General features: G+C 73.3%; 8 protein-coding genes. 7 read left to right on the top strand and 1 reads right to left on the bottom strand.

The window, feature by feature from the left end; all coding sequences use genetic code 11:
* The first annotated feature begins 44 nt into the window (after nucleotides 1–44).
* Nucleotides 45–2,234, top strand: a complete 2,190-nt coding sequence (locus HBO46_RS16680) for an NADP-dependent isocitrate dehydrogenase (RefSeq protein ID WP_166133678.1) — start codon at nucleotides 45–47, stop codon at nucleotides 2,232–2,234.
* A gap of 148 nt (nucleotides 2,235–2,382) precedes the next feature.
* Nucleotides 2,383–5,991, top strand: a complete 3,609-nt coding sequence (locus tag HBO46_RS16675) for an ATP-binding cassette domain-containing protein (RefSeq protein WP_166133676.1) — start codon at nucleotides 2,383–2,385, stop codon at nucleotides 5,989–5,991.
* Nucleotides 5,992–6,001: 10 nt separating this feature from the next.
* Here the strand turns inward: HBO46_RS16675 and HBO46_RS16670 are convergent, their stop codons facing one another.
* Nucleotides 6,002–7,846, bottom strand: coding sequence for an FUSC family protein (locus HBO46_RS16670; RefSeq protein WP_166133674.1), 1,845 nt, complete (start codon nucleotides 7,844–7,846; stop codon nucleotides 6,002–6,004).
* 156 nt (nucleotides 7,847–8,002) lie between these two features.
* On the opposite strand from HBO46_RS16670, the gene HBO46_RS16665 reads away from it, so the two are divergent.
* From HBO46_RS16665 to HBO46_RS16645, 5 genes are all read left to right on the top strand, one after another.
* Entirely contained in the window at nucleotides 8,003–9,241 is a 1,239-nt protein-coding gene (locus tag HBO46_RS16665) for an MFS transporter (RefSeq protein WP_224769190.1), read from the top strand.
* A 92-nt stretch (nucleotides 9,242–9,333) separates the two neighbouring features.
* On the top strand, nucleotides 9,334–10,350 hold the full coding sequence (gene trpS / locus HBO46_RS16660) for a tryptophan--tRNA ligase (protein WP_224769188.1): 1,017 nt from the start codon (nucleotides 9,334–9,336) through the stop codon (nucleotides 10,348–10,350).
* Between the two features lie 61 nt (nucleotides 10,351–10,411).
* Nucleotides 10,412–10,939 carry a 2'-5' RNA ligase family protein gene (locus HBO46_RS16655; protein ID WP_166133672.1) on the top strand — a complete coding sequence of 176 codons (528 nt, stop codon included), beginning with the start codon at nucleotides 10,412–10,414 and terminating at the stop codon, nucleotides 10,937–10,939.
* A 6-nt stretch (nucleotides 10,940–10,945) separates the two neighbouring features.
* The gene (locus HBO46_RS16650; protein WP_166133670.1) at nucleotides 10,946–11,992 is read left to right on the top strand and encodes a YihY/virulence factor BrkB family protein; all 1,047 of its coding nucleotides are present in this window, start codon (nucleotides 10,946–10,948) and stop codon (nucleotides 11,990–11,992) included.
* Nucleotides 11,993–12,217 (top strand): SCO4848 family membrane protein, encoded by a 225-nt coding sequence (locus tag HBO46_RS16645; RefSeq protein WP_166133667.1) that lies wholly within the window; start codon nucleotides 11,993–11,995, stop codon nucleotides 12,215–12,217.
* Nucleotides 12,218–12,256 lie beyond the last annotated feature (39 nt).

Below are 12,256 nucleotides of genomic sequence, written 5' to 3'. Positions count from 1 at the left end.
GACGTCAAGAAACATCATCTCCCAGTGCTCAGGAGCAGCCGTTCATGGCCAAGATCATCTACACGCACACGGACGAGGCGCCGCTGCTCGCGACGTACTCCCTCCTGCCGATCATCCAGGCGTACGCCGGCAAGGCCGGCGTGGAGGTCGAGACGCGCGACATCTCGGTGGCCGCACGCATCCTGGCCCAGTTCGGGCTGGCCGACGACGCCCTCGCCGAGCTCGGCGCGCTGGCGACGACGCCCGAGGCCAACATCATCAAGCTTCCCAACGTCTCCGCCTCCATCCCGCAGCTCAAGGCCGCGATCAAGGAGCTGCAGGAGCAGGGCTTCGACATCCCGGACTACCCGGAGAGCGCCACCACCGAGCAGGACAAGGAGATCCGCGCCAAGTACGACAAGGTCAAGGGCTCCGCGGTCAACCCGGTCCTGCGCGAGGGCAACTCCGACCGCCGTGCCCCGGCCTCGGTGAAGAACTACGCCAAGGCGCACCCGCACCGCATGGGCGCCTGGAGCGCGGACTCCAAGACCAACGTCGCCACGATGGGCGAGCGTGACTTCTTCTCCAACGAGAAGTCCGTCGTGATCCCCACCGACGACACCCTCACCATCAAGCTCATCGGTTCCGACGGCACCGAGACCGTACTCAAGGACGGCGTGAAGGTGCTCGCCGGCGAGGTCGTCGACGCCACCTACATGGACGTCGCCGCGCTGCGCAGCTTCCTCGTCGACCAGGTCGCCCGGGCCAAGGAGGAGGGCATCCTCTTCTCCGCCCACCTCAAGGCGACGATGATGAAGGTCTCCGACCCGATCATCTTCGGCCACGTCGTCGAGACCTTCCTGCCCGGCGTCTTCGAGCAGTACGGCGAGCAGCTCAAGGCCGCGGGCATCTCCGCCAACGACGGCCTCGGCGCCGTGCTGGCCGCCGTGGACAAGCTCCCCGACGGCGAGGCCATCAAGGCGGCCGTGACCCAGGGCCTGGCCGAGGGCCCGGCGCTGGCGATGGTGGACTCCGACAAGGGCATCACCAACCTGCACGTCCCCAGCGACATCATCATCGACGCCTCGATGCCGGCGATGATCCGCACCTCCGGCCACATGTGGGGCCCCGACGGCGAGGAGGCCGACACCCTCGCGGTGATCCCGGACTCCTCCTACGCCGGCGTCTACCAGGCCGTCATCGACGACTGCCGTGCCCACGGCGCGCTCGACCCCGCCACCATGGGCTCGGTCTCGAACGTCGGCCTGATGGCCAAGGCGGCCGAGGAGTACGGCTCGCACGACAAGACCTTCGAGGTGCCGGCCGACGGCACCGTGCAGGTCGTGAACAGCGCCGGTGAGGTGCTGCTCAGCCACGACGTGAAGGCCGGCGACATCTGGCGCGCCTGCCAGACCAAGGACGCCCCGATCCGCGACTGGGTCAAGCTGGCCGTCACCCGCGCCCGCGCCACCGGCGACCCGGCGATCTTCTGGCTCGACGAGAACCGCGCCCACGACGCCAACCTGATCAAGAAGATCAACGAGTACCTCCCCGAGTACGACACCGAGGGCCTCACGATCGAGATCATGGCGCCGGCCGACGCGTGCACCTACTCCCTGGAGCGCATCCGCCAGGGCCTGGACACGATCTCGGTCACCGGCAACGTGCTGCGCGACTACAACACCGACCTGTTCCCGATCCTCGAGCTCGGCACGTCGGCGAAGATGCTCTCCGTCGTCCCGCTGATGAACGGTGGCGGCCTCTTCGAGACGGGCGCGGGCGGCTCCGCGCCCAAGCACGTGCAGCAGCTGGTCAAGGAGAACTACCTGCGCTGGGACAGCCTGGGTGAGTTCTTCGCCCTGGTGCCCTCCCTCGAGCTGTACGCCGAGCAGTCGGGCCGTCCTGGCGCGAAGGTGCTGGCGGCCGCGCTCGACCGCGCGACCGAGACGTTCCTCAACGAGGACAAGTCCCCGACGCGTCGCGTCGGCGGCATCGACAACCGCGGCTCGCACTTCTACCTGGCCATGTACTGGGCCGAGGAGATCGCGAACCAGACCGAGGACGCCGACCTGGCGGCCGCCTTCAAGCCGCTCGCCGACAAGCTGCGCGCCGAGGAGGAGACCATCGTCTCCGAGCTCAACGCGGTGCAGGGCAAGCCGGCCGACATCGGTGGCTACTACCGCCCCGACGACGCCAAGGCCGACGCGGTCATGCGCCCGAGCAAGACCCTGAACGAGGCGCTCGCCTCCTTCTGATCACCCGCTGGCCCGCGAGGGCAGCTCCGCCACGGGGCCCGGACGACCGCAGGTCGTCCGGGCCCCGTGCTGTCGTGGCGAACATCATCCGTCCAGCGCGGAAATGGGGGAGAGGAGTGTCGGTGATCGGGCCTAGGGTCGGACGGCGATGACCGACACCCTGATGACCGACCCGGCGCGGCTGGGTCCGACCCCGCCTCGTTCCCCGCTCGACGACCCGCGACGCCGTGTCGACTGGCGACGTCTGCGCGCCCCGATCGTCCTCGTGGCGCTGGTGTGCGCGGCCGTGGCCGCCGTGGCGACGACACTCGGCACGGTCGTCGCCGGTCGGCTGGCCGAGTCCCCGAGCGGCGCGCTGGTGGGCCTGCTCGCGGCCTGCCTGATCGGTGCCTCCCTGGTCGACACGGTGGGCAAGGTGATGTGGGTCGGTGCCTCCGACCGCGCCGAGGGGGTGCTGCGCGAGGACCTGCTCGACGCCGCCCTGCGCCAGCCGCTGGCCACGCTCAGCGAGCAGGCGGTGGGCGAGGTTCTCGACCGCGTCGACGACGACACCCGCGAGGTCGGCAACCTGGTCCGCTGGCAGCTGTGGATGCTGGCGCGCACGCTGCTCGGGGTCGCCCCGATGTGGATCGTCGCCGGCCTCACCTGGTGGCCGGCCTGGCTGCTGTTCCCGGCACTGGCCGCGGTCACCTTCGTCTCGATCCGTCGCCTGCTCGGCGAGATCGCGCGGCGCAAGGTGATCGAGGAGATGGCCTGGACCGACCACGCCGCCGCGCTGGAGGAAGGCATCGCCGGCCGCGACGACCTGCGCACCAGCCTGGGCCAGGCCCACGTCGTGGAGCGTCTGACCCGCCTCTCCGCGCTCGTCCACGACCGGTTCCGCGACGTGGTCGCGGTCGAGTCCCGGCTGGGGCGGCGCGCCGGGGTGCTCCTGCACGGGCTGCTCGCCGGGATCGGGGTCAGCGGGATCGCGTTGGCCTCCGCGGGCGACCTGTCGGTGGCCCGGCTGGTGACCCTCTTCCTGGTCTCCTCCACCTTCGTCGGCCAGATCGCCATGCTGGCCAACCACCTGCCCGACATCCAGGCCGGCATGGGCGCGGTGATCCGGCTGCGCCAGATGCTCGCGGTCGCGCCCGAGCCGGACGGTGGCGACCCGCTGCCGGTCCGCGGCGCCCTCGACCTCGACGTGCGCCACCTCGACTTCTCCTACGACGAGGGCACCTTCGCGCTGGCCGACGTCTGCCTGCACGTGCCTGCCGGAGTCACGATCGCCCTGGTCGGTCGCTCCGGGTCGGGCAAGTCCACGCTCGCCGCGCTGCTGTCGCGCGCCGTCGAGCCGCCGCCGGGCACCGTCGTGCTCGGCGGGCGCGACGTGCGCGACCTGGACCTGCAGCAGCTGCGGGCGGCGGTCGGTGTGGTCACCCAGCGCACCGAGATCCTGGCCGGGACGCTCGCGGAGAACATCACGCTCTTCGAGGAGCACTCCCTGGACCGGGTGCGGGCGGCGATCGCCGAGCTGGGCCTCGGGGAATGGGTCGCGGGGCTGCCCGACGGCCTGGACACGGTGCTCGGACCCGGTGGCACCCGCCTCTCCGCGGGGGAGGAGCAACTGGTCGCGTTCGCGCGGCTGCTGATCCGCGACGTGCGGGTGGTGGTGCTCGACGAGGCGACCGCACGCATGGACCCGCTCACCGAGCACCGCGTCGTCGCGGCCGCCGACCGGCTGCTCGCCGGACGCACCGGTGTGCTGATCGCGCACCGGCTCTCCACGATCGAGCGTGCGCCGCTGGTCGCGGTGCTCGACCACGGCCGGGTGGTGCAGCAAGGATCTCGCGCCGAGCTGGCCCGGGTCGCGGGACCCTTCCGCGACCTGCTGGTGGCCAGCCGCGCCGAGGAGCGTCATCCCGGCACCCGTGCGAACGACGTCCTGGTCGACGAGGCCGGCGATGGGGCCGGCGAGGAGTCGGCCGGGGTCGCGCTGCCCGCGACCGCGGCGCAGACACCGTCCGGGCCGGCGGCCGCCGTCGGTGGGCGCCGTCGTCGAGGCGCGCCGCCGGAGCAGGCGGAGGTGGGCAGCGGCCCGTCCCTCGCCCGCGGCATCGCCCACGCGCTGCTGGTCCGTCCGGCCTGGGGTGTCGCCGGCGCCGCGCTGTTCCTGGGCGTGTCGTTGACCGGCGCCCAGGGCGCGGTCACCGGCCTGGTCTGGGGCCGGCTCGTCGAGGACCTGGAGGGCGGGTCCGCGCCGACGGGCCTCCTGGTCGCGCTGGTGGTGTCGCTGCTCGTTGCTCCGCTGATGCTCGCCGACGCCTTCTACCGCTATCCGCGCTGGTGGGTCGAGGTGCTGCTGCGCGTACGGATGTCGGTGCTGTTCGGGCAGACCGCCCAGCACCGGCTGCCGCGCACGCCTCCCGGCGAGGTGGTCGCCCGGGCGATGGACGCCGACCGCTACGCGCGCTACGCCGACCGCTGGGTCGACTTCGTCAACGGCCTGGTGATCGCCGCCGTCACCGCCGCCCTGGCCGGGACCTGGCTGGCGGGGGCGGTGCTGCTGACGGTGCTGGTGACCTCCGCGTTGGCCTCGGCGCTGGGCCGCCCGATCGCCGGGCGCTCGGCCGCGGCCGCCTCGACCGCCCGCGCGCGGTTCGGCCGCACGCTGGTCTCGGTGCTCGAGTCGGCCCGCACGGTGAAGCTGGCCGCCGCCACGCCGGCCGTGCACGCCCACCTGCAGCGCGTCGACGCGGGACGGGTCGCCGCGGCGGTGCGCGAGCACCGCGTCCAGGCGGTGCTCGACGGCGTACCCATGGTCATGGTGCAGGGCGGCGTCGTCGCCGCCTGGGCCGTCCACGCCACCGGCGGCTGGGGGCTGGGCACGACGCTGCTCGTCGCCAACGCGGTCGCCGGCTTCGACTGGTTCGGCCGGGTGGCGGGCATGGTCGTGACCGAGGCCCCCGGCACCCGGGCCTGGCAGCAGGAGACCAGCCGCTTCGCCGGTGGCGCGGACCTGATGGACCTCCCGCCGGGCGTCGACCTGGTGGCCGGCACCGCACCGCACCCGCCGCCGGCCGAGCGGATCGGGCTGCGCGAGCTCGAGCTGTCCGGGCTCACCGCGGTCCACGACGACGGCACCATCGGCGTGCACGACGTCGACCTGACCGTGCACGCCGGGGAGCTGGTGCTCCTGGTCGGCCAGGTGGGCTCGGGCAAGTCCAGCCTGCTCTCCGCGTTGGCCGGGCTGGTGGACCACCGGGGCCGGATCGCCTGGAACGGCACCCCGGTCGAGGATGCGCAGGTCTTCCTGCGCCCCGGCCAGGTGGCCCACGTGGCGCAGGTGCCGCGGGTGCTGTCGGGCACCTTCGCCGACAACGTGCGGCTCGGACACGACCGGCGCTTCGAGGACCCGGTCGCGGCGGCGCGACTCGGCGCCGACGTCGCCGACGCCGGCGGCAAGGACGCCCTGGTCGGGCACCGCGGCGTCCGGCTCTCCGGCGGACAGGTGCAGCGCCTGGCGCTCGCCCGTGCGCTGGCCACGGACGCCGAGCTGCTGCTGGCCGACGACGTCTCCAGCGCCCTCGACGCGACGACGGAGCTCGAGCTGTGGAGCGCCCTGCGCACGCGCGGTACGACGGTCATCGGGGCCACGTCCAAGCGCTCCGCGCTCGCCCGGGCCGACCGGGTCGTGGTCCTTGTCGACGGCGAGGTCCGCGAGGTGGGGCCCTGGGCCGAGCTGGCCGAGCGGTGGGGCCACCTGGCCGGCTGACCCGACCCGCTCAGCGGGTCGCGGGCAGGGTGGCGAGGAGGTAGCGCTCGGCGGAGCCGGACTGCTCCGCGAGCTCCCACAGCGTCGCGCTGGAGGCCCCGCCGGTCGAGGGCTCCGCGCCGCGCCGTGGGGTCCTCGCGTCCTCGTGGAGCAGGTCGACGGCCCGCGCCAGCGCGGCACGGTCCGGGCGGGCGGTGTCGAGCCACGTCGTGAGGTCACGCAGGCCCGAGCGCAGCCGCTCGAGCTCGGCGAGCTGGCGGTCGTCGAGGTGCTCGCGGTCGGGGACGAGCTCGTCCTGCTTCTGCACGGCGTCGCGGTGCAGGGCGAGCAGCTCGGGCACGGAGGGACGCGCGCCGCTCGCGGCGGCGCTGAGCACCGCCGTGGTCGCCTCGGTCGCGGACTCGACGCGCTCGCGCAGCGGCGCGGGCCGGAACGCCGGCACGACCGCGAAGCCGAGGACCAGCCCGACCGCCACCGCGCAGGCGGTCAGCGCGACGTACTGCACGAGCAGGTCGCCGGGGTCCAGGTCGCGGGTGACCGCGTTGAACCCCACGCTGACCACCACCATGAAACCGGCGCCCAGCGCGGGCCGGGAGGTGATGTACCAGAGCCCGAGGATCAGGGCGACGGCGGCGATCGCGACGAGGTAGCGCTCGGGCACCGCCACCAGGATCACCCCGACCGCGGCAGACCCGGCGACCACGCCGATGACCTTGTTGCGGGCCTTGTCGAGGGTGTCGCGCCAGCTGGCCTGGAGGATGGCGAAGGTGGTCAGCAGCACCGTGCTGACCAGCGGGTCGCCGGGCTCGAGGCCGGAGGTGACCAGGAGCATCACCAGCAGGCCGAACGCCGTGCGGAGCGCGTGACGCACCTGGATCGAACGCCACCGGCCCGAGGGGTGCAGCACCGCGTCGCGGAACTCGTGGCGGTCGCCCCGGTCGAGCGCGACGGGGCTCGTGTCGCGCTCGCGGAGTGCCTGTTCCACGCCGTCCAGCGCGTCCAGCGCGGCCGCGGGTCCGGCGGCCGCGGACGGTCCCGTGCCCGAGCCTGTCGTGGCCTCGTCGGGGACCGGCGGGCGCTTGGCCCGCAGCTGGTCGGCGAGCTCCTCGGCCCGGCCGCGCAGGCCGGCCAGGGTGTCGGGGCCGAGCTGCTCGCCGGACGCGGCGAGCTCGGCCCGGCGCAGGGCGAGCCGGTACTGCGAGGCACTCTCGAGCGCACGTGCCAGCCAGCGCTGCCGGCCGTCGTGCAGCCAGGTGTCGAAGGCGGTGGCGGTCGCCGTCGGAGCGTCATCGGCGAGGAGCACCTCGGCGATCTGTTCGCGGGTCGGCTTCGAGGGATCGGCGATGCCGAGCAGCACCCGCACCAGCAGGGCGACCAGGACGCCGGCCACCGCGGCCGCGATCACCTGCCGGTGGTCGGCGGCCCCGTGGGTCGCGTAGGCGTAGGAGTAGAGCGTGGTCATGCCCAGGCCGAGCCCGGCGTTGGCGTAGCGGGGCCCCCGCAGCGGCAGCAGCGCCGCGACGAAGCCGAGCACCACCACCAGCGCGATCGCCGCCGGTCGTGAGGCGTCGGTCAGCAGCCGGGGCACGGTGGCCCCGATCAGCAGGAGCGGCACCGTGAGAGCGGCGGCGCGCAGGTCGGCGCGCAGCGGGCCGCCCATGAGGGCCACCAGCGAGAACAGCCCCACCATGCCGCCGATGATCGCGGCCGGCCCGGCGTCGAAGCTGTCGGCGACCACGACCGCGGGCACCACCACGATGGCCATCATCAGCAGGAGCGCGGGGCTGCCGCCGGGCTTGCGCGGGGTGGCGTCCTGCTCCGGCGCGGACGCATCGATCTCCGGAGCTTCGCTCATGTGCCCTCCTCCCGAGGGAAGGTGCAGGTGCAGACGCTCGGTACGGCTGAGTCTAGGCGCGGACGTGAGGCAGGTCACCGCCCATGAGGGGGCGCTCGTGCCGAACCGGGCGCCGGAAGCGGAATACCTCTCCTCCGGCGGGTCGTTGGACCCTAGGTGCCCGTCGACCCCGCTCCCGCTCTCGCCGCACCCGCCGACGTCGACCGGACCCCGGCCCCGCACGTAGGCCTGGCGATCCTGGCCCTCGCGATGGGCGGCTTCACGATCGGGACCACGGAGTTCGTGACGATGGGGCTGCTGCCCCAGGTGGCCGACGGTGTCGGCGTCTCCATCCCGACGGCCGGCCACACCATCTCCGCCTACGCCCTCGGCGTGGTGATCGGTGCGCCGGTGCTCGCCTACTTCGGGGCGACCTGGCCGCGGCGGGCGCTGCTGCTGTGGCTGATGGCCGCCTACGCGCTGTTCAACCTGCTCAGCGCCGCCGCGCCGTCGTACGAGGTGCTGGCCCTGGCCCGCTTCCTCGACGGCCTTCCGCACGGCATCTACTTCGGCGTCGCCTCCCTCGTGGCGGCCAGCCTGGTGCCGCCCGAGCGCACCGGCCGCGCGGTCGCGTCGGTCATGCTCGGCCTGTCCATCGCCAACGTGATCGGCGTCCCCGCCGCGACCTGGCTGGGTCAGGCCTTCGGCTGGCGCGCGGCGTACGTCGTGGCCGCGGCGCTGGCGGCGATCACGGTCGTGCTGGTGCGTGCCTTCGTGCCGGCCCGCCCGGGCGACCCGGAGGCGACCGGGCGCCGCGAGCTGTCCGCGTTCGGCCGGCCGCAGGTCTGGCTGACCCTCGCGGCCGGTGCCGTGGGCTTCGGCGGCATGTTCGCGGTCTACTCCTACATCGCGCCCACGGTCACCGACCTCGGCGGGCTGGGGGAGGGCGCCGTCCCGGTCTTCCTGCTGGCCTTCGGTCTCGGCATGGTCGCCGGCACCTGGGCCGGCGGCGAGCTGGCCGGCTGGTCGGTGTTCGGCTCGCTGTTCCTCGGCGCGATCGGCACCGGCGTGGTGATGGTGCTCTTCTACCTCGCCGCGCCGCACGGCTGGTGGGCGCTGCCGGTGGTGTTCGCGATCACCACCCTCGGCTCGGTGCTGGTGGTCAACCTCCAGCTGCGGCTCATGGACGTGGCGGGGGAGGCACGCACCCTCGGCGCGGCGATGAACCACGCCTCGCTCAACGCCGCCAACGCGCTGGGCGCGTGGTCCGGCGGCCTGGTGATCGCGGCCGGTCACGGCTACCGCTCCACGGCGCTGGTCGGCCTCGGCTTCAGCGTCCTCGGCGTCGCGGTGCTGCTCTGGTCGGCGCTGTGGCAGCGCTCCAGCGACGCCCGGCAGCGCACCGCGCAGGCCTGATCGGGCCTGCGCGGGCCAGTGTCGACGCGAGATCGGTCACACACCGCCGCCCCGGTCCGTGATCGTGAGGGATCATCGGCGAGAATCGAGGCGTGTCCACCACACCCACCGCCCGCCCCCGCGTCCTCTCCGGGATCCAGCCGACCGCCGACTCCTTCCACTTCGGCAACTACCTCGGCGCGCTGCGGCAGTGGGTCACCCTCCAGGACGAGTACGAGCCGTTCTTCTTCATCGCCGACCAGCACGCGATCACCGTGGAGCAGGACCCCAAGGTGCTGCGCGAGCGGTCGCTGCGCGCGGCCGCCCAGCTGCTGGCCGCGGGGGTGGACCCCGCGAAGTCCGCGATCTTCATGCAGTCCCACGTGCCCGCGCACGCGCAGCTCGGCTGGGTGCTCCAGTGCCTCACCGGCTTCGGTGAGGCCCGCCGGATGACGCAGTTCAAGGACAAGTCGGCCAAGGGCGGCGAGGGCGCCGCGAGCGTCGGGCTGTTCACCTACCCGGTGCTGATGGCCGCCGACATCCTGCTCTACCGCCCGGCGTACGTCCCGGTGGGCGAGGACCAGCGCCAGCACCTCGAGCTCACCCGCGACCTCGCGCAGCGCTTCAACAGCCGTTACAAGAAGACCTTCCGGCTGCCGGAGCCCTACATCATCAAGGAGACCGCGAAGATCGCGGACCTGCAGGACCCGACCCGCAAGATGTCGAAGTCCGCGTCCTCGCCCGCCGGCATCATCGAGATGCTCGACGAGCCGAAGGTGAGCGCGAAGAAGATCCGCTCCGCGGTGACCGACTCCGAGGCCGAGGTCCGCTTCGACCCCGAGACCAAGCCGGGCGTCTCCAACCTGCTGACGATCTACTCCGCCCTGACCGGGGACGGTGTCGAGCAGATCGCCGAGCGGTACGCCGGGCGTGGCTACGGCGACCTGAAGAAGGAGCTCGCCGAGGTCGTCGTCGACTTCGTGACGCCCTTCCGGGACCGCACCCTCGAGCTGGTCGAGCACCGCGACCACCTCACCCAGGTGCTGCGCGAGGGCGCCGAGCGCGCGAACGCGGTGGCCGAGCGCACGCTGGCCGACGTCTACGAGCGGGTCGGCTTCGTCTCGCCCTGACCGCACGCCCTGTCCGCCGGCGCAGACCGGCCACTAGTCTCGACGCAGAAGGGGGTGGCGCATGCCGACCATCGGTGTGGCGGTCGCGATCCCGGAGCCGTGGGCGACCCAGCTCCAGGACTACCGGATGGCCGTGGGTGACACCACCGCCACGATGATCCCGACCCACATCACGCTGGTGCCTCCCACCGAGATCCCCGACGACGGCCTCGTCGCCGTGGAGGACCACCTGGGCGAGGTGGCCGCCGGCTTCGCGCCGTACCGCGTCCACCTGCGGGGCACCGGCACGTTCCGCCCGGTCTCGCCCGTCGTCTTCGTGATGCTCGCGGAGGGCATCTCCTCGTGCGAGCAGCTCGCGGCCGGGGTGCGCCGCGGCCCGCTCGGGGTGGAGCTGGACTTCCCCTACCACCCGCACGTCACGGTGGCCCACCACCTCGACGACGAGCGCCTCGACAAGGCCTTCAGCGAGCTGGCCGACTTCGAGTGCCGCTTCGTCGTGGACCGCTTCCACCTCTACGTCCACGACGACACCGCAGGCTGGCAGCCCACCCGGGACTTCGTCCTCACCGGCGCGACGCCGGCGGTCTGAGGCGGCATGGCGGCGGGGCCGGCTGGGGCGGTCGCGGGGCGCCTCGACGCGCTGCGCCGCCGCCGTCCGCTGCTGGACCACGCCGTCGGCACGCAGGAGCACTACAGCGCCGTGAAGGCGACCCAGCAGGCCGGTGCGGTCACCTACTTCGCGTTCCTGTCCTTCTTCCCGCTGCTGGCGCTCGCGGTCTTCGTGGTCGGCCGGATCTCGCTGGTCTACCCCGGCGCGGACGCCGCGCTGCGCAGCGCCATCAACGAGGTCATGCCCGGGATGATCGGGCCGGGCTCCCACCAGATCTCCCTCGACGACATCCGGACCTTCTCCGGCGTCGCCGCGGCGTTCGGCCTCGCCGGCGTCCTGTACGCCGGGCTCGGCTGGGTCTCCGCGCTGCGCCGCGCGCTCGCGGTGGTCTTCGAGGTCCCCGAGGGGCAGCAGCCGGGGTTCGTGGCCGGCAAGCTGCGCGACCTGCTCTCGCTGGTCGTCCTCGGCGCCGTCCTGTTCGTCGGGGTCGCGCTCACCGGCTTCGTGGCCGGTTTCTCCGACGACCTGCTGGCCTGGCTGGACCTGGACCGCGCGCTGGGCTGGGTGGTGCGCCTGCTCACCGTGGTGCTGGGCCTGGCGGCCGGCATGCTGGTGTTCTTCTTGATGTTCCGCCTGCTCGCCTCGCCCGACGTACCGCGCCGCTCGCTGTGGTACGGCGCCGCGCTCGCCGCGATCGCCTTCGAGCTGCTCAAGCAGGCCTCCGGGCTGCTGCTGAGCACCACCCGCGGCCAGCCGGCGTTCCAGGCCTTCGGCACCGCGCTGATCCTGCTGGTCTGGATGAACTACACCTCCCGTGTCGTGCTGTACGGCGCGTGCTGGGCGTGGACCTCGCCCGCGGCACGCGCCCGGCGTCTCGCCGCCTCCGGGGACCTGGTCCAGGGTCCGCGGATGCCGAGCCGAGACGAGGCCGGGACCACCGATCCCGCCCGACCCACCCGGGTCGCGGCGTTCATCGCCGGAGCCGCCACCGCGGTCGGCCTCCGGCTGTTTCTGCACCGGAAGGACACGTAAGTGAAGTTCGAGCGCAAGCACGCCGTACTCCTGCTCGGGGTCGCCGCCTGGAACGTCTTCTCGTTCGGCAACTTCGCGCGCAACCTGGCCAACGCCTGGTCGGCGGGGGAGGAGCGGGCGACCGGCTACTGGGTCGCCCACACGGTCCTGATCGTCGTCAACTTCGTCATCGCCGGGCTGCTGGGCTCGCTGGGCGTGAAGGCGCTGCGCGCCTCGAAGCGCTGAGCCGCACCGCCGCCGTCCGCACCCGGGCGACGGCGGGAG

Source organism: Nocardioides ochotonae (assembly GCF_011420305.2).
GTDB classification, from domain to species: domain Bacteria; phylum Actinomycetota; class Actinomycetes; order Propionibacteriales; family Nocardioidaceae; genus Nocardioides; species Nocardioides ochotonae.
This window is presented reverse-complemented; position numbering and strand designations above follow the sequence as displayed.